Origin of the sequence: Pseudomonas sp. 10S5 (assembly GCF_035019745.1) — a bacterium.
Taxonomy (GTDB): domain Bacteria; phylum Pseudomonadota; class Gammaproteobacteria; order Pseudomonadales; family Pseudomonadaceae; genus Aquipseudomonas.
This window is the reverse complement of sequence record NZ_JASJVL010000003.1, coordinates 15815-41877: the sequence shown is the minus strand read 5'-3', so window position 1 is coordinate 41877 and position 26063 is coordinate 15815. Positions and strand designations below refer to the sequence as shown.

23 protein-coding genes are annotated in these 26063 nt (G+C 54.3%); 16 read left to right on the top strand and 7 right to left on the bottom strand.

Features of this window, described 5'->3' with window-relative positions; genetic code table 11:
* Nucleotides 1–15 precede the first annotated feature (15 nt).
* The 4 genes from crcB to ftsK are packed head-to-tail and all read right to left on the bottom strand — an operon-like array spanning nucleotide 16 to nucleotide 4815.
* Nucleotides 16–390 (bottom strand): fluoride efflux transporter CrcB, encoded by a 375-nt coding sequence (gene crcB, locus QN378_RS03295; protein ID WP_322202183.1) that lies wholly within the window; start codon nucleotides 388–390, stop codon nucleotides 16–18.
* Nucleotides 390–1712 carry a replication-associated recombination protein A gene (locus QN378_RS03290; RefSeq protein ID WP_323550566.1) on the bottom strand — a complete coding sequence of 441 codons (1323 nt, stop codon included), beginning with the start codon at nucleotides 1710–1712 and terminating at the stop codon, nucleotides 390–392. The genes crcB and QN378_RS03290 overlap by 1 nt, the downstream gene beginning before the upstream one ends.
* 19 nt (nucleotides 1713–1731) lie before the next feature.
* Nucleotides 1732–2355 carry an outer membrane lipoprotein chaperone LolA gene (lolA, locus tag QN378_RS03285; protein ID WP_322202179.1) on the bottom strand — a complete coding sequence of 208 codons (624 nt, stop codon included), beginning with the start codon at nucleotides 2353–2355 and terminating at the stop codon, nucleotides 1732–1734.
* A 57-nt stretch (nucleotides 2356–2412) separates the two neighbouring features.
* Entirely contained in the window at nucleotides 2413–4815 is a 2403-nt protein-coding gene (gene ftsK / locus QN378_RS03280; protein WP_322206834.1) for a DNA translocase FtsK, read from the bottom strand.
* Nucleotides 4816–5263: 448 nt separating this feature from the next.
* Here ftsK and aat point away from each other — a divergent pair, with 448 nt between their 5' ends.
* The 3 genes from aat to infA all read left to right on the top strand — a co-directional run bounded on the left by aat (nucleotide 5264) and on the right by infA (nucleotide 7036).
* Complete coding sequence (gene aat / locus QN378_RS03275) at nucleotides 5264–5956, top strand: leucyl/phenylalanyl-tRNA--protein transferase (protein WP_322202177.1); 693 nt, start codon at nucleotides 5264–5266, stop codon at nucleotides 5954–5956.
* A 42-nt stretch (nucleotides 5957–5998) separates the two neighbouring features.
* The gene (locus tag QN378_RS03270) at nucleotides 5999–6706 is read left to right on the top strand and encodes an arginyltransferase (RefSeq protein ID WP_322202175.1); all 708 of its coding nucleotides are present in this window, start codon (nucleotides 5999–6001) and stop codon (nucleotides 6704–6706) included.
* Nucleotides 6707–6817: 111 nt separating this feature from the next.
* On the top strand, nucleotides 6818–7036 hold the full coding sequence (infA, locus tag QN378_RS03265; protein ID WP_322178418.1) for a translation initiation factor IF-1: 219 nt from the start codon (nucleotides 6818–6820) through the stop codon (nucleotides 7034–7036).
* 181 nt (nucleotides 7037–7217) lie between these two features.
* Here infA and clpA read toward each other — a convergent pair whose 3' ends face one another.
* Both clpA and clpS read right to left on the bottom strand, forming a co-directional pair.
* Nucleotides 7218–9488, bottom strand: a complete 2271-nt coding sequence (clpA, locus tag QN378_RS03260) for an ATP-dependent Clp protease ATP-binding subunit ClpA (protein ID WP_322202173.1) — start codon at nucleotides 9486–9488, stop codon at nucleotides 7218–7220.
* A 29-nt stretch (nucleotides 9489–9517) separates the two neighbouring features.
* Nucleotides 9518–9880 (bottom strand): ATP-dependent Clp protease adapter ClpS, encoded by a 363-nt coding sequence (gene clpS / locus QN378_RS03255; protein ID WP_322202171.1) that lies wholly within the window; start codon nucleotides 9878–9880, stop codon nucleotides 9518–9520.
* A gap of 221 nt (nucleotides 9881–10101) precedes the next feature.
* Between clpS and cspD the strand changes: the two genes are divergently transcribed.
* Nucleotides 10102–10401 (top strand): cold shock domain-containing protein CspD, encoded by a 300-nt coding sequence (gene cspD, locus QN378_RS03250; protein ID WP_322202170.1) that lies wholly within the window; start codon nucleotides 10102–10104, stop codon nucleotides 10399–10401.
* A gap of 91 nt (nucleotides 10402–10492) precedes the next feature.
* On the opposite strand, the gene icd is transcribed toward cspD, so the two are convergent.
* Entirely contained in the window at nucleotides 10493–11749 is a 1257-nt protein-coding gene (gene icd / locus QN378_RS03245) for an NADP-dependent isocitrate dehydrogenase (protein ID WP_322202168.1), read from the bottom strand.
* Between the two features lie 383 nt (nucleotides 11750–12132).
* Between icd and QN378_RS03240 the strand changes: the two genes are divergently transcribed.
* The 12 genes from QN378_RS03240 to nuoC all read left to right on the top strand — a co-directional run bounded on the left by QN378_RS03240 (nucleotide 12133) and on the right by nuoC (nucleotide 26061).
* Entirely contained in the window at nucleotides 12133–14358 is a 2226-nt protein-coding gene (locus QN378_RS03240; RefSeq protein WP_323550565.1) for an NADP-dependent isocitrate dehydrogenase, read from the top strand.
* A gap of 107 nt (nucleotides 14359–14465) precedes the next feature.
* Complete coding sequence (locus QN378_RS03235; RefSeq protein ID WP_322202164.1) at nucleotides 14466–14906, top strand: NUDIX hydrolase; 441 nt, start codon at nucleotides 14466–14468, stop codon at nucleotides 14904–14906.
* Nucleotides 14907–14977: 71 nt separating this feature from the next.
* Complete coding sequence (gene mnmA / locus QN378_RS03230; protein ID WP_322202162.1) at nucleotides 14978–16108, top strand: tRNA 2-thiouridine(34) synthase MnmA; 1131 nt, start codon at nucleotides 14978–14980, stop codon at nucleotides 16106–16108.
* Nucleotides 16108–16728 carry a high frequency lysogenization protein HflD gene (gene hflD, locus QN378_RS03225; protein ID WP_322202160.1) on the top strand — a complete coding sequence of 207 codons (621 nt, stop codon included), beginning with the start codon at nucleotides 16108–16110 and terminating at the stop codon, nucleotides 16726–16728. The genes mnmA and hflD overlap by 1 nt, the downstream gene beginning before the upstream one ends.
* 128 nt (nucleotides 16729–16856) lie before the next feature.
* Nucleotides 16857–18227 (top strand): adenylosuccinate lyase, encoded by a 1371-nt coding sequence (purB, locus tag QN378_RS03220; RefSeq protein WP_322202158.1) that lies wholly within the window; start codon nucleotides 16857–16859, stop codon nucleotides 18225–18227.
* A 59-nt stretch (nucleotides 18228–18286) separates the two neighbouring features.
* Nucleotides 18287–19453 (top strand): cupin domain-containing protein, encoded by a 1167-nt coding sequence (locus tag QN378_RS03215; protein WP_323550564.1) that lies wholly within the window; start codon nucleotides 18287–18289, stop codon nucleotides 19451–19453.
* Nucleotides 19446–19868 carry a GNAT family N-acetyltransferase gene (locus tag QN378_RS03210; protein WP_322202154.1) on the top strand — a complete coding sequence of 141 codons (423 nt, stop codon included), beginning with the start codon at nucleotides 19446–19448 and terminating at the stop codon, nucleotides 19866–19868. The genes QN378_RS03215 and QN378_RS03210 overlap by 8 nt, the downstream gene beginning before the upstream one ends.
* Nucleotides 19869–20020: 152 nt before the next feature.
* Nucleotides 20021–20761 carry a secretin N-terminal domain-containing protein gene (locus QN378_RS03205; RefSeq protein WP_322202152.1) on the top strand — a complete coding sequence of 247 codons (741 nt, stop codon included), beginning with the start codon at nucleotides 20021–20023 and terminating at the stop codon, nucleotides 20759–20761.
* Nucleotides 20762–21281: 520 nt separating this feature from the next.
* The gene (aceA, locus tag QN378_RS03200; protein ID WP_297840380.1) at nucleotides 21282–22607 is read left to right on the top strand and encodes an isocitrate lyase; all 1326 of its coding nucleotides are present in this window, start codon (nucleotides 21282–21284) and stop codon (nucleotides 22605–22607) included.
* Between the two features lie 498 nt (nucleotides 22608–23105).
* Nucleotides 23106–23519 (top strand): NADH-quinone oxidoreductase subunit A, encoded by a 414-nt coding sequence (locus QN378_RS03195; RefSeq protein WP_322165208.1) that lies wholly within the window; start codon nucleotides 23106–23108, stop codon nucleotides 23517–23519.
* Between the two features lie 10 nt (nucleotides 23520–23529).
* Complete coding sequence (locus QN378_RS03190) at nucleotides 23530–24204, top strand: NADH-quinone oxidoreductase subunit B (protein WP_322202149.1); 675 nt, start codon at nucleotides 23530–23532, stop codon at nucleotides 24202–24204.
* Between the two features lie 75 nt (nucleotides 24205–24279).
* Nucleotides 24280–26061 (top strand): NADH-quinone oxidoreductase subunit C/D, encoded by a 1782-nt coding sequence (gene nuoC / locus QN378_RS03185; protein WP_322202147.1) that lies wholly within the window; start codon nucleotides 24280–24282, stop codon nucleotides 26059–26061.
* Nucleotides 26062–26063 lie beyond the last annotated feature (2 nt).

The following is a 26063-nucleotide window of genomic DNA, read 5'->3' as shown; positions in this document are numbered from 1 at the left end:
TCGTTCTCTCGTCTATCAAAGTTTGGTCAGGGACAGGCCTGCCCAAGTGGCAAGTAGCCCGCCGAATACGCTAATACCCGCATAGCCCAGGGCCAGTGGCACTTGCCCGCTTTCAAGCAAGCGCAGCGTATCCAGTGAAAAGGATGAAAAGGTCGTCAGACCACCTACAAAGCCGACAATCAGGCCAGCACGAATCTCGATGGGTACTTCAGGACGGGTCAAGAACAGCCCGTACAGAATGCCAATGATAAGGCAGCCGACCAAGTTAACGGCCATTGTCGCCGCGTAAAAGTGGCGTGGCCAGTTAGCATTGACCCAGTTGCCCGTAGCGAAGCGCAATAATGTACCAGCGATGCCGGCTACGGACACCGCAAGAATCATTTGAATCACTACTTTCTCCGTTTGCGCGGGCTGGCTTTGTCTAGCGCCGCCAGATGGTTGAGCTTTTCTCCGATCTTCAACTCAAGACCTCGCGGGACGGGCTGGTAGTACTGACGCGGCTCAAGGTCGTCTGGAAAGTAGTCTTCGCCAGCGGCATAGGCATCAGGTTCATCGTGGGCATACCGATACTCCTCGCCATAACCGAGCTGTTTCATCAGTTTGGTCGGTGCGTTACGCAAATGCAGCGGGACTTCCAGCGAGCCGTGCTCAGTGGCTTCACGCATCGCGGCCTTGAAGCCCATGTACACGGCGTTGCTTTTTGGCGCACACGCGAGATAAACGATGGCCTGGGCCACGGCCAACTCTCCTTCAGGGCTGCCCAAGCGCTCTTGCACGTCCCACGCCGACAAGCAAAGGGTCAGCGCGCGCGGGTCGGCATTGCCGATATCTTCACTGGCCATGCGCACCACGCGCCGGGCCAGGTACAACGGGTCGCAGCCGCCATCGATCATGCGCGCGAACCAATACAACGCAGCATCCGGGTTTGAGCCACGAATCGATTTATGCAGCGCCGAAATCTGATCGTAGAACGCTTCGCCGCCTTTATCGAAACGACGACGGCTGTCGCCGAGCAAGCTTTGCAGCAGCTCGACGCTGATTTCGGCGCCGTCTTCGGCCAGGTCTGAGGCGTTTTCCAGCAGATTGAGCAAGCGCCGGCCATCACCGTCGGCGGCGGCCAACAGCATCTTGAAACCTTCATCGCTCAGCGACAGCTGATGTTTGGCTAAACCGCGCTCTTCGGTCAGGGCGCGCTGAACCAGTTTGTGCAGCGCCGCTTCGTCCAGGCTTTTAAGCACGTAGACTCGGGCGCGCGACAATAAGGCGTTGTTCAATTCGAAGGATGGATTTTCGGTGGTAGCGCCAATAAAAATCAGCGTACCGTCTTCAACATAGGGCAGAAACGCGTCCTGTTGTGACTTGTTAAAACGGTGCACTTCGTCGACGAACAGGATGGTGCGCCGCCCGTATTGCCCGGCCTGTTGTTTAGCGATTTCAACAGCCTGGCGAATTTCCTTCACCCCAGCCAAGACCGCCGAGACTGTCTCGAAGTGCGCATCAGAGACTTTCGCCAGCAGCCGCGCCAACGTGGTTTTACCCACGCCTGGTGGCCCCCAGAAAATCATCGAATGAAGCGCGCCCTGCTCCAGCGCCTCACGCAGAGGCTTGCCGGGAGCCAGCAAGTGTTCTTGGCCGACGTACTCATCAAGATTGGCCGCGCGCAGGCGTGCAGCCAAGGGTTGAGCAATCGGATCGCTTCGAAACAAGTCCATGGGCTGCGCTTGAAACCTCTTATTCCTGAATGACGTCAGCGCCTTTCGGGATGTCGAACACAAACTTGCTCGCCGGAATCGATTGGTTGGCCTTGACGCCAGTGAACAAGATATTGGTGCGCTGACCGACGCTGTCGACCAGTTGCATGTCATTGATCATGCCGTTACGGAACGACAGCCGCAGGCTGTCGAACAGCGTGTCCTTGGTCTTGGGCTTGAGGATAAAATCAATCACGCCACCCGCTTCTTTAGCGCTGATATCGAAGCTTTCGCTGATTTTCGACACATCACCGGAAAGCAGCAACGCAGGGGTTTGAGTCAGGCGCTGATCCAAGGTCTTGATGGTCACTTGTTGCAAATCCGGATCCCACAGTGAGACTTTTTTGCCGTTGGAAACCATCAATTGCTCTTGGGGCGCATCGGTGTGCCAGTAGAACAGGCCAGGGCGCTGCAGTGCCATGTCACCGGCGGTCTCCTGCAACTGGGTGCCACTGCCGTCTAGCGTCAGCTGAGAGAAGCGTGCAGATAGGGTTTTCGACGTTTCAAGCAACTGCGTCAGGCGCGTAACGTCCTTGCTATCGGCGTGAGCCGAAACCGCAGAAAAAGCCAGTGCAGATACAAACAACATGCGAATAAGGCGCATGGGATTCCTCATTGAATTCAGTGATAGTCCGAACGATGCAGAACCACGCCGTCCGGGTTAGTCGCGCATCGGGGCCGGCGCGAGCACTTCGCGCGAGCCATTGGTATTCATGGACGTCACAACCCCAGCCTGCTCCATGGTTTCGATCATACGCGCCGCACGGTTGTAGCCAATTTTCAGTTTGCGCTGAACGGCAGAAATGGAAGCGCGGCGGCTTTCCAAGACGAAACGTACTGCTTCGTCGTACAGCGCATCGCTTTCGCTGTCGTCGCTGCCTTCACTACTGCCACCGTCAAAGCCGCTGCCAGGCTCTTCAACGCCTGCCAGAATATCTTCGTTGTAATCGGGTGTACCTCGTAGTTTCCACGCCTCTACGACGCGGTGTACTTCTTCGTCGGAAACATAGGCGCCATGCACCCGAATCGGCAAACTAGTGCCAGGCGGCATGTAAAGCATGTCGCCGTTGCCCAACAGCTGTTCAGCGCCGCCCTGATCAATGATGGTCCGGGAATCGATCTTGCTCGATACCTGGAACGCCATACGGGTAGGAATGTTGGCTTTGATCAGGCCGGTGATAACGTCCACCGACGGACGTTGGGTCGCAAGAATCAAGTGAATACCGGCCGCTCGGGCTTTCTGGGCAATACGCGCAATAAGCTCTTCGACCTTTTTACCGACAATCATCATCATGTCGGCGAATTCATCCACCACCACCACGATGGTTGGAAGGGTTTTTAGCAAAGGCGCTATATCGTGAATGCTTTCGCGTTTGTACATCGGATCTGAAAGCGGTGTGCCCGCCTCTTCTGCGTCCTTCACCTTGCGGTTGAAGCCAGCGAGATTTCGCACACCCATATTCGCCATAAGCTTGTAACGCCGCTCCATCTCGGCAACGCTCCAACGCAGGGCATTTGCGGCGTCCTTCATGTCGGTAACCACCGGGCACAACAGATGCGGAATGCCTTCGTAGATCGACAGTTCAAGCATTTTCGGGTCGATCATGATCAGCTTGGCGTCTTCCGGGCCTGACTTGAACAGGATCGACAGGATCATGGCGTTGACCCCCACTGATTTACCGGAACCTGTAGTGCCGGCCACCAATAAGTGCGGCATTTTTGCCAAATCGGTGATAACCGGGCGACCGCCGATATCATGCCCCAGCGCCAAGGTAACGGGAGACTTGGCGTCATCGTATTCAGGCGACGACAGTACTTCAGAAAAGCGCACCACCTGACGGTCTTCGTTGGGAATCTCGATACCAACCGTAGTTTTGCCAGGAATCACTTCAACCACACGCACGCTGGTCACAGCCAGTGAACGCGCCAAATCCTTGGCCAAGTTTGAAATACGACTGACCTTGACTCCCGCAGCAGGCTGAATTTCGTAGCGCGTGATCACCGGGCCTGGGTGAATGGAGTCAACGGTGACTTCCACACCAAACTCTTTGAGTTTGATTTCCAGCAGATGGCCAACGGCGGCCAATGACTCGGGGGAATAGTTGAGCTTCTTGACCTCCGCCGGGTCGAGGATAGAAATGGGCGGCAGGGTGCCTTCTACCGCGCTGTCGATGAACAGTGGCGTTTGTTTCTCTTTCTGCACGCGCTTACTCGGCTCCAGGGCCTTCGCCGGTGCGGGGGTAATGACGGCTGGCACGTGCTTCTCGCGGTCGGTCATGTGCTTGCTGAGGGCTTGTTCCCGCTCGATCAACCGCTCTTTGGCCTTAACTTGCTCGCGGCGATCAGCGGTTACCGGGGCGACTACTTCGTTTACGCGGCTGTCGACCTCACGCAGTTGAGCAACCATTTGCTTGCGATCATTGCGCGATGACCACCAGCGATTGGCCGCGCTTTGAAACAATTCGAACAGATCAAGGGTGATCTTGCCGGTAACATCCATCACCTTGAACCATGAAAGGTCCGTGAATACGGTCAGGCCGAACAAAAACAGCGCGATGAACAACAACGTACTGCCCTGAATATTCAGTGCATTTTTTGCAAGGTCGCCCAGACTTTCTCCTAGCGCCCCGCCACTTGACGCAGGCAGCCCCGCCGTAAAATGAAAATGGATATGGGCCAATGCTGCGCCGGACAACACCAAAAATACCAAGCCGATCAACCGCCAGGAAAACAACCAGCCACTCCACAGCCACGGTTCATGCCGCTGACGGAAGATCTGATAGGTTTTAATCGCCAGCAACAGCGGGAATATGTAAGCGAAATAGCCCAACACCATAAACAGGATGTCGGCCGAGAATGCACCTGCGCGGCCCGCAGCGTTTTGTACCTGCAGCGAATTACTGGTATGACTCCAGCCGGGGTCGCTCTGGTCATAGGTCAATAACGCCATCATCAGGTACAGGCACAGAGCGCCAATGGCAATCAGCGCACCTTCCTTAAGTCGGTAGTGCAACTGCTGACGCCACAGCGGTAGGGGATTGGTTACTACGGTGGATTTCTTCAAACGCTTTTTTTCCTGCGCCTCGGCGCGAACATCTAATGATTGACTATAAAATCCAATTTCCAGCGCCAAGAAGTAATACACCCACGGCACCGTTCACTTCCAATTCACTCTGAAAATCTTTAGCCACATCATACGAACAGCATTGTACGGGTTTGCGCGACCGATGCCACGTTCCACTGGCATGAGTTAGCATAGCTTCACCTATTCAACAAACAGCGCAATTTGAGCACGCATTGTCTTTTGTGACAAAGGGTTATGAGATGCTTTCAATACGCACCAGTAAACCTAAACTCAGCACTCATCTGATCCACGAAACGTTTAGAAACAGCGGCTCATCGCAAGAATTCGAAACATGTTTCTTTAACGGGACCGTCTACGACCACGCCTGCAACCCAGAGTTGCAAACGTCGAGCGATTCCGCCCTCCCCTTGCGCAAAGTTCTTACGCCATGTTGACTTGGTTACAGCGAAACACCCTGACATTTCCTCCGCTGGAAAAAGCCATGCGCGAGCCCAATGGCTTATTGGCAGCCGGCGGCGATCTTTCTCCCGACCGATTGATTCAAGCATATCGGCATGGCTGCTTTCCGTGGTTCCAGGCAGGCCAGCCGATTTTATGGTGGTCGCCGGACCCGCGCACGGTTCTGTTTCCGCAAGAAATACACCTGTCCCGAAGCTTGGGTAAAGTCATGCGTCAGGGGAATTTTCAAGTGACCTTTGATCAGAACTTTACTGCGGTGATTCAAGCCTGCGCCGCACCACGCACTTACGCGGACGGAACATGGATTACCGACTCCATGCAATCGGCCTACCTTGAACTGCATCGGCGCGGCTTCGCCCATAGCGTAGAAGTTTGGGAAAACGGCCTGCTCGTCGGCGGACTTTACGGCTTGGCGATGGGTCAACTTTTTTTCGGCGAGTCCATGTTTAGCGTGGCGGATAACGCCTCTAAAGTTGGCTTTGCGACGCTAGTCGAACGGTTAACCGCGTGGGGATTCGTTTTGATTGACTGCCAGATGCCTACCCAGCACCTCCATAGCTTTGGCGCCAGATCAATAGCACGCCAGACGTTTGCTGATTACCTTCGCGCCCACTTGGATATGCCCACAATCGCCGACTGGTTACCTAGGCGAGTTCCGTAGCCTGACATACACTTAATAAAGATTTTATCCGAGGGTTGATCCATGACCGAGCTGGCGCGGCTTAAGTTTTATGCCACTCAACCCCATTCCTGCAGCTATTTGCCTGAGGAACAAGCGACGACGTTATTTCTGGACCCTAGCCAGCCTATGGATGTTCAGGTGTATGCCGATCTTTCCGACATGGGATTTCGCCGGAGCGGCGATCACCTGTATCGACCTCACTGCCAAAACTGCAGCGCCTGCGTACCTGCGCGCATCCCTGTCGGACTGTTCGCTCCAGACCGCCAGCAAAAACGCATATTTAAACGAAATGCTGATTTGCACGTCCGTGCGGCAAAACCCCATTTCAGTGAAGAGTACTTCGACCTCTATCAACGCTACATTGAGCAGCGACACGCCGACGGCGACATGTATCCTCCTAATCGCGATCAGTTTTCTACCTTTTTGATCCGCGATCTACCGTTCTCGACGTTTTATGAATTTCGCCTTGATGATCGCTTGTTGGCGGTAGCCGTTACAGACCTTCTGCCGAACGGACTGTCAGCGGTGTACACCTTTTACGAACCGGCCGAAGATCACCGCAGTCTGGGGCGCTATGCCATCCTTTGGCAAATCGAAGAGGCAGCCCGGCTGCAGCTGCATGCGGTTTATCTAGGGTACTGGATTAAGAACTGTAAAAAGATGAATTACAAAACACAATATCGCCCCATCGAGCTGCTGACTAATCAACGTTGGGTCACTCTTTATTGAACGCTTAGCTAGACCCCTATTTTTAACCCCATTTTTCGGGCACAATGCACGCCGCTTTTGCCTGGCGCAGTTGCACCAGGCCACTCATTGGATACCGAGGGCTTTTACTGCATGGCGAAAGAAGAAGCTTTTGAACTGGAAGGCACGGTCGTAGATACCCTGCCCAACACCATGTTCCGCGTGGAGTTGGAAAACGGGCACATCGTCACCGCGCATATTTCCGGCAAAATGCGTAAGAATTACATCCGTATTCTTACTGGCGACAAGGTGCGCGTCGAGTTGACGCCCTATGACTTGAGCAAAGGGCGTATCACTTACCGCGCCCGCTAACAGGTCTTAACAAAAACGCTCGGCTTACGCCGGGCGTTTTTGTGTGGCCGGCTTCTGAGGGACCGCTCAATCGGGCACCCGGCGAGGCTCAGACTCTGCGGCATCCCAAACCAGAAAAACCGACGCCCACAAAAAAGCCCCGCACCCATCTTTCGACGAAATGCAGGGCTTTTTTCCGGCTTTACGCCATTTCTGCCGTGGTCTCGAAGTCGAAGGTCATTTCTCCATCCTTGACGTCGATATGTACTACACCGCCATGCTCGGCCAATTCGCCAAACAGAATTTCTTCAGCCAGCGGACGCTTGATTTTATCTTGAATCAAACGAGCCATTGGTCGCGCACCCATTTGCGCATCGTAGCCACCTTCTGCAAGCCAGGTTCTGGCAGCATCGGTCACTTCAAGCAATACACGCTTGTCTTCCAGCTGCGCCTGCAGTTCGGTAAGGAATTTGTCCACCACACTTTTAATCACCTCATGGCTGAGGCGAGTAAATTGGATGATGGTATCCAGCCGGTTGCGGAACTCGGGAGTGAAGCTTTTCTTGATCACTTCCATTGCATCGGATGAGTGATCTTGGTGCGTAAACCCGATGGATGCCCGCGCCGCAGTTTCAGCGCCAGCGTTGGTTGTCATGATAACAATAACGTTGCGGAAATCCGCTTTACGTCCGTTGTTATCAGTCAGCGTACCGTGATCCATAACCTGCAGCAGAAGATTAAAGACTTCGGGGTGCGCTTTCTCGATTTCATCAAGCAGCAGAACACAATGCGGCTGCTTGGTGATTGCTTCGGTCAGCAAACCGCCCTGATCAAAACCTACGTAGCCCGGTGGAGCACCGATCAAGCGCGAAACGGTGTGACGTTCCATATATTCGGACATATCGAAGCGAACCAACTCGATACCCAACGCCTTGGCCAACTGACGGGCAGCTTCGGTCTTACCGACGCCTGTGGGGCCTGCGAATAGAAAAGAGCCCACTGGCTTGTCCGGAGACTTCAAGCCGGCACGTGATAGCTTAATCGCGGTCGACAGCGCATCGATCGCGGCATCCTGACCAAATACAGTCAGCTTTAAATCACGCTCTAGATTACGTAAAAGCTCTTTATCGGAGCTGTTGACGTGCTTGGGTGGAATACGTGCGATTTTGGCCACGATGTCTTCGACCTGAGGCACTTCAATACGCTTCACCCGTTTCTCGATCGGCTGCAGGCGCTGGTACGCCCCAGCTTCGTCGATAACATCGATGGCTTTGTCCGGCATGTGACGATCATTGATGTAACGCGACGCCAGTTCGGCTGCGGCGCGCAATGCTTCATCGCTGTATTCGATACCGTGATGCTGCTCGAAACGCCCCTTGAGGCCTCTCAGAATGCCAATGGTGTCTTCAACCGAAGGTTCCGACACATCGACTTTCTGGAAACGCCGGGCCAACGCGCGATCTTTTTCGAAAATGCCACGAAATTCTTGAAAAGTCGTCGACCCGATGCAACGGATATCGCCCGAAGACAATAACGGCTTTAGCAAGTTGGACGCATCCATCACGCCACCGGACGCGGCCCCGGCACCGATGATGGTATGAATTTCATCGATAAACAGGATCGCCTGAGGGCGCTTTTTCAGCTCGTTGAGCAACGCTTTGAAGCGCTTCTCGAAGTCGCCACGGTATTTAGTCCCCGCCAGCAAAGCGCCGAGGTCGAGGGAATAAACCACGCTATTAGCGAGCAAGTCAGGCACTTGGTTGTCAACGATGCGCTTGGCCAAGCCTTCAGCAATGGCGGTTTTACCGACACCGGCCTCACCCACCAGCAATGGATTGTTTTTGCGACGTCGGGCGAGGATCTGCGCGACACGCTCGACTTCCATTTCACGGCCAACCAACGGATCAATACGACCCTGACGAGCCAATTCATTCAAGTTGCTGGCATAGGCATCCAGAGGATTGCCAGAGGAAGAAGACTCACCGCCCTCGTCGTCCTGCATATCTTGCTCACCTTCAGAGTGATCGCCATGCCCCGGCACTTTGGAGATGCCATGAGCGATGTAATTGACAACATCGATCCGGGCAACAGTCTGCTGCTTGAGCAGAAATACTGCCTGGCTTTCTTGTTCGCTGAAGATAGCGACCAGCACGTTAGCGCCAGTCACTTCACGCTTGCCGGAGCTTTGCACATGGAAGACTGCCCGTTGTAATACGCGTTGGAACCCAAGTGTTGGTTGGGTTTCGCGATCTTCGTCATGGACAGGGATCAATGGGGTCGTGGAGTCGATAAACTCCTGCAAATCATGCTTGAGCTTATCGAGGTTTGCGCCGCAGGCACGCAGAACGGTGGCGGCAGCCTCATTATCCAATAGAGCCAAAAGGAGATGCTCAACTGTCATGAATTCATGACGCTTCGAGCGAGCCTCCTTGAAGGCTAAATTAAGGGTGACTTCGAGCTCACGGTTTAACATAGCTTCACCTCATACCCAAGTGGTCGGCGTTAACCGTCCTTCTCGATCTCACAGAGTAGCGGATGCTGGCTTTCCCTGGCGTATTGGTTCACCTGCATTGCCTTGGTCTCGGCGATGTCGCGGGTGAACAATCCACATACTGCCCGTCCCTCCGTATGGACGGCCAGCATGACCTTGGTCGCCAGCTCACGATTCAGGTTGAAAAATACCTCGAGTACTTCGACGACGAAATCCATCGGGGTGTAATCATCATTAAATAAAACCACCTTGTACATTGGTGGCGCCTGCAATGCTGGCTTAGCTTCTTTCAGCGCCACTCCAGCGGCGTCGTCGTCATGTGTTTGTGGACGATCCTGATTGAATGTTAGTCGAATCTGGCTGATTGCATGCATGGAAAGAAGGGTTCGTAGGTGGACGGATTCATTAATTAAGCCGCAGGTAGGTCGGTTTTTCAACGGACTGCCGCATGACCTTGACTATCGGCAAAACAGTGTTACAAACAATAGAACCCACATTGGGTAAAAAGGGTCCGTGCAGTCAACCAAATTCTTTTCGGTCCGGCGGATGAGGTGGATCATACTCCAGACGGAGTCCTTTGCAGAGGGATGAGAAAATGGCAATAGTTAGCAGTAGCAACTCTGTCAAGCACGGTAAGGTCAAGTGGTTCAACAATGCCAAAGGCTATGGTTTCATCAATGAAAACGACAAGACCGAAGACTTGTTTGCCCACTATTCAGCAATCACGATGGACGGCTACAAGACGCTGAAAGCAGGCCAACCCGTGGTTTTCGAAATCATTCAGGGCCCCAAAGGACTGCATGCGGTCAATATAATGGCCGCGAGCGAGATTCAATCGGAGCAACCGGTGGCTGCTCCCAGTGAGACCAAGACAACCTCAGATGTAAGTGCCTGAAACGTCGAATTCAAGACCTTAGCGAAAAAAAGCCAAAAAAACCGGCCAGTTCATCACCTGAACTGGCCGGTTTTTGCGTTCTGAACTGACGCTACATGTGCGAGATCAGCGCGTCGCCGAAGGCTGAAGAAGACAGCAGCGTGGCGCCGTCCATCAGGCGCTCGAAGTCGTAAGTCACGGTTTTGGCAGAAATGGCGCCATTGGTGCCTTTAATGATCAAGTCCGCAGCCTCGATCCACCCCATGTGACGCAACATCATTTCAGCGGAAAGAATCAGCGAGCCTGGATTGACCTGATCTTTGCCGGCATATTTGGGTGCCGTACCGTGAGTGGCTTCAAACATCGCGATGGTGTCGGACAAATTGGCGCCCGGCGCGATACCAATGCCGCCGACTTCTGCTGCCAGGGCGTCGGACAAATAGTCTCCGTTCAAATTAAGCGTCGCGATCACATCATATTCAGCTGGGCGGAGCAAAATCTGCTGAAGCATGGCGTCCGCAATCGCATCTTTGACGACTACGTTTTTGCCGGTTTTTGGATTTTTGAACTGCATCCAAGGGCCACCGTCGAGCAGGGTAGCGCCAAACTCTTCGGCCGCCACTTCATAGGCCCATTCCTTGAAGGCACCTTCGGTGAATTTCATGATGTTGCCTTTGTGCACAATCGTCAGGGAGTCACGATCGTTATCGACCACGTATTGCAAAGCTTTGCGCACCAGGCGCTTAGTGCCTTGCAGCGAAACAGGTTTGACGCCAATACCACAGTTTTCTTCGAATCGAATTTTAGTAACGCCCATTTCTTCTTTCAGGAATTTGATGATTTTGACGGCTTCAGGCGAGCCTGCTTTCCATTCGATCCCAGCATAAATATCTTCGGAGTTTTCACGGAAGATGGTCATGTCGACTTCGCCGGGTTTTTTCACCGGGCTCGGCACGCCTTCGAACCAGCGCACTGGCCTTAGACACACATAAAGATCCAGTTGCTGACGTAGAGCAACGTTCAGAGAGCGAATACCACCGCCGACAGGTGTGGTCAGCGGTCCCTTAATAGAGACGACGTACTCTTTTACGGCGTCCAAGGTTTCTTGAGGTAGCCAGGTGTCTTGATCGTAAACTTGGGTCGCCTTCTCTCCGGCGTACACCTCCATCCAAGAGATTTTCCGCTCACCGCTATATGCCTTATTAACGGCCGCATCTACTACTTTGATCATCACCGGACTGATGTCGACACCGATACCATCACCTTCAATAAAAGGAATAATCGGGTTGTTCGGCACATTCAAGGAATGATCTGGATTGACCGTGATCTTTTCGCCGACTTTGGGAACCTGAATCTTCTTGTATTCCATATGGGACTCCACGCTTAAGTTAACATCCTGGTTACGGCTGAGCGTAACCCACCTGAAACTTGACTGGAACTCTAGGATCAAGCCGTCAATACCCGCTTAATGATCCCGCCACAGGCCACTACCTGCGTATTAATGCCTAAAACCGGTGGTATACTGCGGCCGGTGACCAACAAGTCACTGAGGACGGAGCCTCTGGATCAGCACTCCCATGCTTCTAACAGGCCGAGCTTAACCTTAGCTCAATCGTTCGATGCCGTATGGATGCATTCCTCATCACCGTGACGCCCCTCGACTTTCGCCTCATTGATGACTTTGGACGAAAGCGCCTACCCTGCGCATCTCGAGATTTTGTGCACGCTCAGCAAAGAAGAGAGTTACCAAAAATGTCCATCCGCTCGAAAATCATCTACACCTTTACCGACGAAGCTCCTGCACTCGCCACTTACTCCTTGCTCCCCATCATCGAAGCGTTCACTGCCTTTGCTGATATCGACGTTGAAACGCGTGATATCTCTCTCGCAGGCCGAATACTTGCAAGCTTCCCTGAGAGCCTTAGTGCCGACCAGAAGGTGCCGAACCATCTTGCTGAGCTCGGCAGTCTGGCGAATACCCCAGAAGCCAACATCATCAAGCTGCCTAACATCAGCGCCTCGGCCCCTCAATTAATCGCAGCCATCAAAGAATTACAAGCCAGCGGTTTTGATATCCCGGATTACCCGGAAGCACCGACTAGCGACGCTGATAAAGAAGTTAAGTCACGCTACGACAAAATTAAAGGCAGCGCTGTAAACCCAGTGCTGCGCGAAGGCAATTCTGACCGTCGTGCGCCTCTTTCGGTCAAGAATTACGCTCGCAAGCACCCGCACAAAATGGGTGCATGGAGCGCAGATTCGAAGTCACACGTTGCTTACATGAATAACGGCGATTTCTACGGCAGCGAAAAAGCTGCCCTGATCGACAGCGCAGGCAGCGTTAAAATCGAATTGATCGCTCAGGGCGGCGTTATTACCGTTCTGAAAGAAAAAACCACCGTGAAAGCGGGCGAGATCATCGATTGCTCAACCTTGAGCAAAAAAGCCTTGAGCAAATTCGTTGCAATTGAAATCGAAGACGCTAAAAAGCAGGGCGTTTTGCTTTCGGTTCACTTGAAAGCCACCATGATGAAGGTCTCGGATCCAATCATGTTCGGCATCATCGTGGCCGAGTACTACAAAGATGCGCTGAACAAACACGCGGCAGTACTGAAAGATATCGGCTTTAATTTGAACAACGGCATTGGCGATCTGTACTCGCGCATCAAAGCCTTGCCAGCCGAAAAACAAGTTGAAATCGAAGCGGACATCCAGGCGGTTTACGCCACTCGCCCTCCTTTGGCGATGGTCAACTCCGACAAGGGCATCACCAACCTGCACGTCCCAAGCGACGTCATCGTCGATGCTTCGATGCCTGCAATGATTCGTGACTCTGGCAAAATGTGGAACACCGCTGGCATCCTTCAAGACACCAAGGCCGTTATTCCGGACCGTTGCTACGCGACGATTTACCAAGCCGTAATTGAAGACTGCAAAAAACACGGCGCTTTCGACCCGACTACAATGGGCAGCGTGCCTAACGTGGGCCTGATGGCACAAAAAGCCGAAGAGTACGGTTCGCACGACAAGACATTTGAAATTCAGGCCAACGGCGTTGTGCGTATTACTGACGACAAAGGCCGTCTACTGCTTGAACAGAACGTTGAAACGGGTGATATCTGGCGCATGTGCCAGGCCAAAGACGCACCGATCCAAGACTGGGTCAAACTGGCTGTCAACCGCGCCCGCGCCAGCAACACACCGGCCATCTTCTGGCTTGACCCGTTGCGCGCCCACGACGGTGTGGTGATCGAGAAGGTCCAAAAGTACCTGAAAGACCACGACACCTCTGGCCTCGACATTCGCATCATGTCGCCCGACGACGCGATGAAATTCACCCTGGCACGTACTCGCTTGGGCCAAGACACCATTTCGGTGACTGGCAACGTGCTTCGCGACTACCTGACTGACCTGTTCCCGATCATGGAACTGGGCACCAGCGCGAAAATGCTGTCGATCGTACCCTTGATGGCCGGCGGTGGCCTGTTCGAAACCGGCGCGGGCGGATCAGCACCGAAGCACGTTCAGCAACTGCTGGAAGAAAACTTCCTGCGCTGGGATTCTCTGGGTGAATTCCTGGCCCTGGCTGCGTCGCTTGAACACTTGGGCGTCACTTACCACAATTCGAAAGCCAAGGTATTGGCCAGCACACTTGACCAGGCAACTGGCAAGTTCCTGGACAACAACAAGTCGCCTTCGCGCAAAGTCGGCAACATCGACAACCGCGGCAGCCACTTCTACCTGGCGATGTACTGGGCTCAGGCGTTGGCAGCTCAAACTGAAGACGCCAGCTTGCAAGCACCGTTCAGCAAATTGGCTAAAACCCTGGCAGACAATGAGGCAACCATCGTTGCCGAATTGAACGCCGTTCAGGGCAAGCCAGTGGACATCGTCGGTTACTATCGCTTTGATCCTGAGTTGGCGAGCGCAGTCATGCGCCCAAGCAAAACCTTGAACGCGGCGATCGCCGCACTTTAAGGCGCAACCGGCCGGGCGCTTTAGCGTCAGACCTGTCAGAGACCCCGGCCGTGTGCCGGGGTTTCTGTCTCTGCGTTATTCTCTTTCTATAGAGGGCGAACATTCAAATGGATTGGCACCCCCATATTACCGTGGCAACTATCGTTGAAATTCAAGGCCGGTTTTTGCTGGTCGAGGAATTCAAGGGAAATCGAAACGTACTCAACCAGCCCGCAGGGCATCTTGATCCCAACGAAACCTTGCGCCAGGCCGCCGTGCGCGAAACCCTTGAAGAAACTGGCTGGGACGTTGAACTGACAGGCGTCGTTGGCATTTATTTGTACACTGCGCCCAGCAACGGGGTGACTTACCAGCGTGTGTGCTTTGCCGCCAAACCGGTTTTGCATCACCTGGAGCGCCTGTTGGACACCGGCATCGTCCAAGCCCTCTGGCTCAGCCGCGATGAACTGTTCTCTCAACCTGAGAATTGGCGCAGCGAATTGGTCATGCGCTGCATCGACGATTATCTCGCCGGGCCGCTTCATGACCTGGAGCTGATACGTGATTGATCACCGGTTTAGCCTTGGCGCGGACAGCCTGTTAGAATCGCGTCCTTTTTACAGACACACATCGAATCCCTATGCGTGATCAAGCCCTGCACGATCCAGCAAAAACGCGCGTTATCGTCGGCATGTCCGGCGGCGTCGACTCTTCCGTTTCTGCCGTTCTGCTGATTGAGCAGGGGTATCAAGTGGAAGGCCTGTTCATGAAGAACTGGGAAGAAGACGACGGAACCGACTATTGCACTGCCCGAGAAGACCTCGCGGACGCCCAGGCTGTTTGCGACAAAATTGGCATCAAGCTGCACACAGCCAACTTTGCCGTCGAATACTGGGACAACGTGTTCGAGCACTTCCTGGCCGAATACAAAGCAGGGCGTACCCCTAACCCAGACATCCTGTGCAACCGCGAAATCAAGTTCAAGGCGTTTCTCGACTACGCCCTGATGCTCGGTGCAGATTTGATCGCCACCGGACACTACGTGCGTCGCCGCGATGTAGACGGCCGTACCGAGCTGCTTAAAGGCCTGGACGCAAACAAAGACCAGAGCTATTTCCTGCATGCCGTAGGCGGCGAACAGATCGCCAAGACTCTGTTCCCGGTCGGGGAGCTGGAAAAGCCTGCGGTGCGCGCCATTGCCGAAAAGCACGATTTGGCCACGGCCAAGAAGAAAGACTCCACCGGTATCTGTTTTATCGGTGAGCGTCGCTTCAGTGACTTCCTCAAGCAGTACCTGCCGGCCCAACCGGGGGAAATCAAAACCACCGAAGGTGAAGTCATAGGCCGCCACCACGGCTTGATGTACCACACCATCGGCCAGCGCCAAGGCCTCGGCATCGGCGGTTTGAAAGACGCCAGCGATGATCCCTGGTACGTGCTGATCAAAGACCTGGAAAACAACGAGTTGATCGTTGGCCAAGGCAATGACCATCCTTGGTTGTTCTCCCAGGCACTGGTGGCCTCTGACATCTATTGGGTCAATCCGATTGATCTGAGCACCCCCCGACGGTTGACCGCCAAAGTGCGTTATCGCCAAAGCGATCAGCAATGCACCCTGGAGCAAACAGCGGCGGGCTATCGGGCCACCTTTAACGAACCTCAGCGCGCCGTGACACCCGGTCAATCCGTGGTGTTTTACGACGGCGAAATCTGCTTGGGCGGCGGCGTCATCGAACTCGCCGAACCGTGGCATAGCAAGGACAAGCGCTGATGACTCCAACACATGAACAACTGATCGCCTTAGGCGGTGTATTTCAAGCAGCAGTACTGGTCGACAAAATAGCCAAGACCGGACAAGTCAGTGAGGCGGCACTGGGCTGCATGCTAGGCAGCCTGTTGGTCATGGACCCAAAAGACACAATGGACGTCTACGGCGGCGATGACTTGAACCTGCGCGAAGGTTATCGCTCGTTGGTGAGTGCACTTGAGCGCGATCCCACGGCCTTGCAGCGAGAACCTCTGCGCTATGCCCTCTCCATGCTCGGGCTGGAGCGCAAGCTGGCCAAGCGCGATGACCTGCTCGAAGTCATCGGCAAACGTATACCGCAGATCAAATCCCAGGTCGAACACTTCGGACCGGTTCACGAAAACGTGATCGCCGCTAGCGGAGCGTTATATCAGGACACTCTGAGCACCTTGCGCCAACGTATACAGGTCCACGGTGACATGCGTAATTTGCAGCAACCAAACAACGCGTCGAAAATCCGTGCCTTGTTGCTGGCAGGCATTCGCTCCGCGCGCTTGTGGCGACAGTTGGGCGGTCATCGCTGGCAGTTGGTGGTCAGCCGTCGCAAATTATTGAAAGAGCTTTATCCGATGTTACGCGGCTGACTCATCCCTTTTAACGCCGTCGTTGTTAATCATTGCGCGCCATACGCTGGTCAGATCGAAACGGGCTGATCAGCTTTTCATGTATGATACGCGCCCCATTTCGTCGCCCGACTGTTTGAGAATACCCCATGCAGCTTTCTTCGCTCACTGCGGTTTCCCCTGTTGATGGCCGCTACGCCGGCAAAACCCAGGCCCTGCGCCCGATTTTTAGTGAATACGGTCTGATCCGTTTTCGCGTCATGGTCGAAGTTCGCTGGCTCCAGCGCTTGGCTGCTCATCCACAAGTGACTGAAGTCCCGGCGTTTTCCGCCGAAGCGAACGCGATCCTCAACACCTTGGCCGAGGAGTTTTCCCTCGTCCACGCTGAGCGTGTCAAAGAGATCGAACGCACGACCAATCACGACGTAAAAGCCATTGAATACCTGCTCAAGGAACAAGCGGCCAAGCTGCCTGAACTGGCCAACGTCAGTGAGTTCATCCACTTCGCCTGCACCAGCGAGGACATCAACAATCTGTCCCACGCGCTGATGCTGCGCGAAGGGCGCGATAACGTACTGTTGCCGCTGATGCATGAAATCGCCGGGGCCATTCGCGAACTGGCGATCCGCTTTGCCAACGTGCCGATGCTGTCGAGAACTCACGGTCAACCGGCCTCCCCCACTACATTGGGCAAAGAGCTCGCGAACGTGGTGTACCGTCTGGAACGCCAAATCGCTCAAATCGTTGCGGTTCCGCTGCTTGGCAAGATCAACGGCGCTGTCGGCAACTACAATGCCCACCTCTCTGCTTACCCGAATATTGACTGGGAAGAAAACGCGCGCGCCTTCATCGAAGACGAACTGGGTCTGGGCTTCAACCCGTACACCACGCAAATCGAACCACACGATTACATCGCCGAGCTGTTCGACGCGATTGCGCGCTTCAATACCATCCTCATCGACTTTGACCGCGACATCTGGGGCTATATTTCCCTGGGCTATTTCAAGCAGCGCACCATCGCCGGCGAAATTGGCTCGTCGACCATGCCGCACAAGGTCAACCCCATCGACTTCGAAAACTCCGAAGGCAACCTGGGTATCGCCAATGCGCTGTTTCAGCACTTGGCCAGCAAGTTGCCTATTTCACGCTGGCAGCGCGACCTCACAGACTCCACTGTCCTGCGCAATCTGGGTGTAGGCTTTGCACACAGCATCATCGCCTACGAAGCCAGCCTCAAAGGCATCAGCAAACTGGAACTCAACGCGGCGAAAATCGCGGCGGATCTGGATGCGTGCTGGGAAGTGTTGGCCGAGCCGATCCAAACGGTCATGCGTCGCTACAACATCGAAAACCCGTATGAAAAACTAAAAGAATTGACGCGCGGCAAGGGCATCAGCCCCGAAGCACTTCAGACTTTTATCGACGGCTTGGAAATGCCCGCCGAAGCCAAGGCTGAGCTGAAAAAGCTTACTCCTGCCAATTACATCGGCAGTGCAGTGACCCAAGCTACACGGATCTGATACGCAACAAAATTTGCACGCCCGGCTGTGCCGGGCGTTTTCATTTCAAGGGCTTACACATGAATCCTGATATTCCTCTTCAACTTCTGGGCGGCATCAGCGCTCGCGTCTTTCTGCGCGACTACTGGCAGAAAAAACCACTGCTGATCCGCCAGGCTCTTCCGGATTTCCAAAGTCCGATAGACCCGGACGAACTGGCTGGCCTGGCCTTGGAAGAAGAAGTTGAGTCGCGCCTGATCATCGAAAATGGCGAACGCCCTTGGGAAATGCGCCGTGGTCCGTTTGCTGAAGATGAATTCAGCAAATTGCCTGAGCGTGACTGGACCCTGCTGGTACAAGCGGTGGATCAGTTCGTACCCGACGTCGCTGAACTTCTGGAAAACTTCCGTTTCTTGCCGAGCTGGCGCATCGACGACGTGATGATCAGCTTCGCCGCCCCCGGTGGCAGCGTTGGCCCGCATTTCGATAATTACGATGTGTTTTTGCTTCAAGGTCACGGCCAGCGCAACTGGAAAATCGGCCAAATGTGCGATTCCGATAGCCCGCTGCTGGATCATGCCGACCTGCGCATTCTCAAGGACTTCCATGCCACCGACGAGTGGGTACTGGAACCTGGCGACATGCTTTATCTGCCACCCCGTCTGGCCCATTGCGGTGTAGCCGTTGATGACTGCCTGACCTACTCCGTCGGTTTCCGCGCACCTAGCGCCGCCGAAGTGCTGACTCACTTTACCGATTTCTTGAGCCAGTTCCTGCCGGATGAAGACCGTTACTCCGACGCCGATGCGCAGCCGGTCAGCGACCCGCATCAAATTCAGCACGACGCCCTTGACCGTCTCAAAAGCCTGCTGGCAGAGCACATGAGCGATGAACGCTTATTGCTGACCTGGTTCGGCCAGTTCATGACCGAGCCACGCTACCCGGAAATGGTTGTCGGCCCAGAATTGGACGAAGACGATCTGTTCAGCAGCCTGGAACAAGGTGCTGTGCTGATTCGCAATCCGAGCGCGCGCTTGGCTTGGTCCGAGGTAGATGACGATCTGTTGCTGTTTGCCAGCGGCCAAAGCCGCCTGTTGCCGGGTAATTTGCGCGACTTTCTGAAATTGATCTGCGCCGCTGACGCCTTACACACAGAAAACCTCGGCCCATGGTTGGCTGATGAATATGGACGCAACCTGCTCTGCGAGCTGGTTAAACAAGGAAGTCTGGGGTTTGCTGATGAATAAAATCCACGTACGTGTCGCCGATTGGCAGAAAGATAACGCCGACATACGGCGCATTCGGGAAGCCGTGTTCATCGCCGAGCAATGCGTGCCGCCTGAATTGGAATGGGATGCCGAAGACGCCAGTGCCGTTCATTTTCTGGCGTATGAAGGTGATTTTCCGATTGGAACTGCGCGGTTGTTGCCCGACGGCGAAATTGGTCGCCTATCGGTGCTTAAGGATTGGCGCGGCTTGAAAGTGGGCGACGCAATAATGAAGGCGGTAATCGGCGAAGCGGAAAACCACGGACTGAAACAACAAAAGTTGATTGCTCAGGTACAGGCCACACGCTTCTACGAGCGTTTGGGTTTTACCATTGTCAGCGGTGAGTTTCTTGAAGCTGGAATTCCGCACGTCGACATGGTGCGGGGCGCATAAGACGCCGCGAAAAAACCGCCCTAAGAGTTTCTAAACGCCCCGTTTTTTCGTCATGACCGGGGCGTTTTATTGTCTGCGATTCAACTTGGTCCCATCCGCGCCGACAAAGTGTCAAACTCAGGCTTTAATGCGCCTATTGCGGAGACACGGACATGTTCCTACGCATCCTATTGACGTCACTATTGTTGGTTTGGAGCTTCGACTCCTTGGCCGCGACAGAAGTCGTACCTCTGAACTATCGTACCAGCGACGATTTGCTACCGGTGGCGAAGTCTTTTCTAGGTAAAGACGGAACCGTCAGCGCTTACGGCAATAAACTGATCGTCAACGCTGAACCAGGCAAGATCGAAGAGTTGCGTACCCTGCTAGGACAGCTAGACAAAGCGCCCAAGCGGTTATTAATCAGCGTCGACACCAGCGACAACAACAATCAAGACAGCCAACGCGCCAATCGGACTCGGATCATTAATCGCAGTACTGACAGCCGTGACGGCGGTGTGCAGCAAATTCAAGCCAGCGAAGGCACGCCGGCACTGATTCAAGTTGGACAATCAGTGCCCTTGACCACTACACGCACCGACTCTTACGGCTATGCACAAAGCGACACTCAGTACCGCAACGTGACTCAAGGCTTTTACGTCACCGCTAGCCTGACCGGCGACACCGTACACCTGAGTATCAGCACCAATCACGACCGGATGAGCCAGGAACACCCCGATGTAGTGAATGTTCAAAGTACTGACACAACCGTCACAGGACGTTTGGGAGAGTGGATAACCCTCGCCGGTGTTAGCGACCAATCGCAAGCCAATCAACAAGGCTCAGCCCAGAGCTATAGCACCCAGGGCCGCAGCGACATGAGCTTGCGGGTCAAAGTGGACGTTCTTGACTAAGCGCAAAACCTCATGCCCAAAAATTGACCGCATGGTCGCATCAACGCAAATATGTAGTGCTTTTAAAAAAGCACTACAAAACATTTGACGAGTCAAATCTGAGGAGGCATGATTGCCCCGCTCCCGCTAATCAGAGGCTCTGCCACGAGCCTTCGAATCGCCGCTCTGACTTATCCAACATGAGCCGATTCGTGTCTGTACCGCCCACAAGGCTGTTTGACGAGGTTGTGACTGAGAACGAGGTTGTCCCGAGGGACGGAAGCTTAATTCGGTAGATCGGCACTGCGTTCTGATGATCACAACAAGGCATCCACGAGCCGAACTGCGACTTTCAGTTGAGCCTTTTATTCCGCTGTCTTGCTCTCTTTGCACTCATCGTTCATTCGTCATAGCCCCGACTGAAACTGGCTTGACTGCCACGCTTCTGATTAGCGAGTAGCCCATGACGCGCATTATTGAATAAGGCCGTATTGGCGGAGCAGGATTTTTCACTCAAGACTATGCGACGAGGCTTATCTCCATGGCACTGACACGCGAACAGCAAATTGCAGCCCTTGAAAAAGATTGGGCTGAAAACCCACGCTGGAAAAACGTGACGCGCAATTATTCTGCCGCTGACGTCGTCCGCCTGCGTGGCTCTGTCCAGCCTGAACATACATTCGCCAAGCTGGGTGCCGAAAAGCTCTGGAATCTGGTCACCCAAGGTGCTCACCCGTCTTTCCGCCCTGACAAAGATTTCGTCAACTGCATGGGCGCCCTGACCGGCGGCCAAGCGGTGCAACAAGTCAAGGCCGGTATTCAGGCGATCTACTTGTCTGGCTGGCAAGTAGCTGCCGATAACAACTCCGCCGAGTCCATGTACCCTGACCAATCGCTGTACCCGGTTGACTCGGTTCCAACCGTGGTCAAGCGCATCAACAACTCGTTCCGCCGTGCCGACCAGATTCAATGGAAAGCGGGCAAAACTCCGGGCGACGAAGGTTACATTGACTACTTCGCACCTATTGTTGCTGACGCCGAGGCCGGTTTCGGCGGTGTGCTGAACGCTTACGAATTGATGAAAAGCATGATCGAAGCAGGCGCTGCCGGCGTTCACTTTGAAGATCAATTGGCATCAGTCAAAAAATGCGGCCATATGGGCGGCAAAGTATTAGTGCCAACCCAAGAAGCCGTGCAGAAGCTGACCGCTGCTCGCTTGGCCGCTGACGTTGCTGGCGTACCGACCATCATTCTGGCCCGTACCGACGCTAACGCAGCTGACTTGCTGACTTCCGACTGCGATCCGTACGACGTGCCATTCGTGACCGGCGAACGTACTCAGGAAGGTTTCTACAAAGTCCGGGCCGGCCTGGACCAAGCTATTGCTCGCGGTTTGGCTTACGCGCCATACGCCGATCTGATTTGGTGTGAAACCGCCAAACCGGATCTGGCAGAAGCTCGTCGCTTTGCTGAAGCGATCAAAAAGGAATACCCGGACCAACTGCTTTCCTACAACTGCTCGCCGTCTTTCAACTGGAAGAAAAATCTGGACGACGCAACCATCGCCAAGTTCCAACGCGAACTTTCAGCCATGGGCTACAAGCACCAGTTCATCACGCTGGCGGGTATTCACAACATGTGGCACAGCATGTTCAACCTGGCGCACGACTACGCCCGCAACGACATGACTGCCTACGTGAAACTGCAAGAGCAAGAGTTCGCTGACGCTTCCAAGGGTTACACCTTCGTGGCTCACCAGCAGGAGGTCGGTACTGGCTATTTCGACGACATGACCACTGTGATCCAAGGTGGCTCGTCCTCCGTGACCGCACTGACCGGCTCGACCGAAGAAGAACAGTTCCACTAAATCTTCATCGCAACCCGCAGCACTGAAAAAGCCGCCCCACTTGGGGCGGCTTTTTCGTATCTGCGCTATCGCGCAGCAGATAGCGCCTAGAGAAACACGCAATTGCGGCCGGCTGCAAAATTACACATCACGATGGCTTCTTTGCAAGCAAGTTGACTCCACGTGACTGATAGATGTTTTAAATCTAATTAATCGCATCGAACATCGATAGGTTACGAAAACAGTCCACGGATGATATTAATTATCATCAATAAAACGAATGTTTATTACCCTACGAAAGAATCATTATTGGCGAAATTCCGTGTAATGCCCGTGGAGCCTGGCCCTGCGGGGGTTTAAGCGTGTTCGGCCGGTTAACCAAATGAATATTTTTGAGCTAGATAATTTTACTTGGCACCCGTTTACCCATAAAATCACCCGGATTGATTTGCTGCGACATATCGTCACTGCTTTGTTACTCAAGCTCAGAGACCTTTGCTCTCTGTTAAGGATTACAGCATGCCCGAATCGACAGGTCTGATTGCCCATAACTGGGGCTTCGCCATTTTCCTTTTGGGTGTAGTAGGCCTTTGTGCCTTCATGCTCGGTGTATCTAGCCTCTTGGGCAGCAAAGCCTGGGGCCGCAGCAAAAACGAACCGTTCGAATCAGGCATGCTGCCTACTGGTGGTGCCCGGCTGCGGCTTTCGGCAAAATTCTATCTGGTCGCGATGCTCTTCGTGATCTTCGACATCGAAGCCCTTTTTCTCTTTGCCTGGTCTGTGTCCGTCCGCGAAAGCGGCTGGACCGGATTCGTTGAAGCTCTCGTTTTCATAGCAATTCTGTTGGCAGGTCTTGTCTACCTATGGCGGGTTGGAGCACTTGATTGGGCTCCTGAAGGTCGCCGTATTCGGCAAGCGAAGCTGAAACAATGAGGCTTTGGCGATGCAATACACTCTTACAAAGATCGATCCGGATGCTCCTAACGAGGACTATCCAATCGGCGAGCGAGAAATCGTTGCCGACCCGCTAGAAGATCAAGTCCACAAAAACATTTACATGGGCAAGCTCGAAGACGTGCTCAACGGTGCCGTCAACTGGGGTCGAAAAAACTCCCTGTGGCCGTACAATTTCGGCCTGTCGTGCTGTTATGTGGAAATGACCACCGCTTTCACGGCGCCCCATGACATCGCACGCTTCGGCGCCGAAGTTATTCGGGCATCACCGCGTCAAGCGGACTTCATGGTTATTGCCGGGACTTGCTTTATCAAGATGGCGCCGATCATTCAGCGCCTCTACGAGCAAATGCTCGAACCCAAGTGGGTTATCTCCATGGGCTCGTGCGCCAACTCCGGTGGTATGTACGACATCTATTCTGTAGTCCAGGGGGTGGATAAATTCCTTCCCGTGGATGTCTACGTGCCTGGCTGCCCACCCCGTCCAGAGGCATTTCTGCAAGGCTTGATGCTGCTGCAGGAATCTATTGGACAGGAGCGTCGTCCGCTTTCTTGGGTTGTCGGTGATCAAGGCGTATACCGCGCCGAGATGCCGTCGCAAAAGGAACAGCGCCGCGAACAGCGTATTCAGGTCACCAACCTGCGCAGCCCCGACGAAGTCTGATTCGGTTCTTTCTTTTTACAAAAGAGAAAAGAACCTGGGTTCATTCTGTACGTTGACCGAAAGCGATCGAGACCTATGACTGCAGACACCGCTCTGTACATCCCGCCTTACAAGGCTGACGACCAAGACGTCGTCGTTGAATTGAACACCCGCTTTGGCCCGGAGACGTTTACCGTCCAGCCTACGCGCACCGGTATGCCGGTGCTCTGGGTTGACCGTGCGAAGCTGGTTGAAGTGATGACCTTCCTGCGCAAGCTGCCTAAGCCCTACGTCATGCTGTACGACCTGCATGGCATGGATGAACGCCTGCGCACTCACCGGCGCGGCTTGCCGGCTGCCGACTTCAGCGTGTTCTACCACCTGCTGTCGATCGAACGTAATAGTGACGTGATGATCAAGGTCGCCTTGTCTGAGAGCGACCTCAGACTGCCGACGATCACCGGCATATGGCCAAACGCCAACTGGTACGAGCGCGAAGTGTGGGACATGTTCGGCATCGACTTTGCGGGCCATCCACACTTGACTCGAATCATGATGCCGCCGACCTGGGAAGGTCACCCGCTGCGCAAAGACTTCCCGGCACGCGCCACTGAATTCGACCCGTTCAGCCTGAACCTGGCTAAACAACAGCTTGAAGAAGAAGCCGCACGCTTCCGCCCTGAAGACTGGGGCATGAAGCGTTCGGGCGCGAACGAGGACTACATGTTCCTCAACCTCGGACCGAACCACCCTTCTGCCCACGGCGCGTTCCGCATCATCCTGCAACTGGACGGTGAAGAAATCGTCGACTGCGTTCCGGACGTCGGTTACCACCACCGGGGTGCCGAGAAAATGGCCGAGCGCCAGTCCTGGCACAGCTACATTCCATACACGGACCGCATCGACTATCTCGGCGGGGTTATGAACAACCTCCCGTATGTACTCTCAGTCGAAAAGCTGGCCGGCATTAAGGTGCCAGAAAAAGTCGACGTCATTCGCATCATGATGGTCGAGTTCTTCCGTATCACCAGTCACCTGCTGTTCCTCGGGACTTACATCCAGGACGTAGGAGCAATGACCCCGGTGTTCTTTACCTTCACCGACCGTCAACGGGCGTACACCGTAATCGAAGCTATCACCGGCTTCCGTCTGCACCCGGCCTGGTTTCGCATCGGCGGCGTCGCCCACGACTTGCCTCGTGGCTGGGAAAAGCTGGTCAAGGACTTCATCGACTGGATGCCAAAGCGTCTGGACGAGTATCAAAAAGCCGCGCTGGACAACAGCATTTTGAAGGGTCGTACGGTGAACGTTGCGGCCTACAACACCAAAGAAGCGCTGGAGTGGGGCGTTACCGGCCCGAGCCTTCGTGCGACGGGCCTGGACTTCGACCTGCGTAAGGCGCGTCCGTATTCAGGCTACGAAAACTTCGAGTTTGAAGTTCCGCTCGCGGCCAATGGCGATGCCTACGACCGCTGCATCGTGCGCGTTGAAGAGATGCGCCAAAGCCTCAAAATCATCGGCCAATGCCTGCGCAATATGCCGGAAGGCCCGTACAAAGCGGATCACCCGCTGACGACGCCGCCGCCCAAAGAGCGCACTTTGCAGCACATCGAAACCTTGATCACGCACTTCCTGCAAGTTTCGTGGGGGCCGGTAATGCCGGCCAACGAAGCGTTCCAGATGATTGAAGCGACCAAGGGTATCAACAGTTATTACCTGACGAGCGACGGCGGCACCATGAGCTACCGTACCCGAATTCGCACCCCAAGCTTTCCGCACCTGCAGCAGATCCCTTCGGTGATCAAAGGCAGCATGGTCGCGGACTTGATTGCGTATCTGGGTAGTATCGATTTCGTTATGGCCGACGTGGACCGCTAAGC

Excerpts from the sequence above, each read along its gene's own strand:
- clpS (WP_322202171.1), bottom strand. The coding sequence starts at position 9,880 with ATGCATGCAATCAGCCAGATTCGACTAACATTCAATCAGGATCGTCCA.
- QN378_RS03215 (WP_323550564.1), top strand. The coding sequence starts at position 18,287 with ATGAATCCTGATATTCCTCTTCAACTTCTGGGCGGCATCAGCGCTCGC.
- cspD (WP_322202170.1), top strand. The coding sequence starts at position 10,102 with ATGGCAATAGTTAGCAGTAGCAACTCTGTCAAGCACGGTAAGGTCAAG.
- QN378_RS03205 (WP_322202152.1), top strand. The coding sequence starts at position 20,021 with ATGTTCCTACGCATCCTATTGACGTCACTATTGTTGGTTTGGAGCTTC.
- QN378_RS03240 (WP_323550565.1), top strand. The coding sequence starts at position 12,133 with ATGTCCATCCGCTCGAAAATCATCTACACCTTTACCGACGAAGCTCCT.
- QN378_RS03210 (WP_322202154.1), top strand. The coding sequence starts at position 19,446 with ATGAATAAAATCCACGTACGTGTCGCCGATTGGCAGAAAGATAACGCC.
- QN378_RS03195 (WP_322165208.1), top strand. The coding sequence starts at position 23,106 with ATGCCCGAATCGACAGGTCTGATTGCCCATAACTGGGGCTTCGCCATT.
- aceA (WP_297840380.1), top strand. The coding sequence starts at position 21,282 with ATGGCACTGACACGCGAACAGCAAATTGCAGCCCTTGAAAAAGATTGG.
- lolA (WP_322202179.1), bottom strand. The coding sequence starts at position 2,355 with ATGCGCCTTATTCGCATGTTGTTTGTATCTGCACTGGCTTTTTCTGCG.
- QN378_RS03270 (WP_322202175.1), top strand. The coding sequence starts at position 5,999 with ATGACCGAGCTGGCGCGGCTTAAGTTTTATGCCACTCAACCCCATTCC.
- QN378_RS03235 (WP_322202164.1), top strand. The coding sequence starts at position 14,466 with ATGGATTGGCACCCCCATATTACCGTGGCAACTATCGTTGAAATTCAA.
- purB (WP_322202158.1), top strand. The coding sequence starts at position 16,857 with ATGCAGCTTTCTTCGCTCACTGCGGTTTCCCCTGTTGATGGCCGCTAC.
- clpA (WP_322202173.1), bottom strand. The coding sequence starts at position 9,488 with ATGTTAAACCGTGAGCTCGAAGTCACCCTTAATTTAGCCTTCAAGGAG.
- QN378_RS03190 (WP_322202149.1), top strand. The coding sequence starts at position 23,530 with ATGCAATACACTCTTACAAAGATCGATCCGGATGCTCCTAACGAGGAC.
- QN378_RS03290 (WP_323550566.1), bottom strand. The coding sequence starts at position 1,712 with ATGGACTTGTTTCGAAGCGATCCGATTGCTCAACCCTTGGCTGCACGC.
- mnmA (WP_322202162.1), top strand. The coding sequence starts at position 14,978 with ATGCGTGATCAAGCCCTGCACGATCCAGCAAAAACGCGCGTTATCGTC.
- hflD (WP_322202160.1), top strand. The coding sequence starts at position 16,108 with ATGACTCCAACACATGAACAACTGATCGCCTTAGGCGGTGTATTTCAA.
- nuoC (WP_322202147.1), top strand. The coding sequence starts at position 24,280 with ATGACTGCAGACACCGCTCTGTACATCCCGCCTTACAAGGCTGACGAC.
- infA (WP_322178418.1), top strand. The coding sequence starts at position 6,818 with ATGGCGAAAGAAGAAGCTTTTGAACTGGAAGGCACGGTCGTAGATACC.
- aat (WP_322202177.1), top strand. The coding sequence starts at position 5,264 with ATGTTGACTTGGTTACAGCGAAACACCCTGACATTTCCTCCGCTGGAA.
- icd (WP_322202168.1), bottom strand. The coding sequence starts at position 11,749 with ATGGAATACAAGAAGATTCAGGTTCCCAAAGTCGGCGAAAAGATCACG.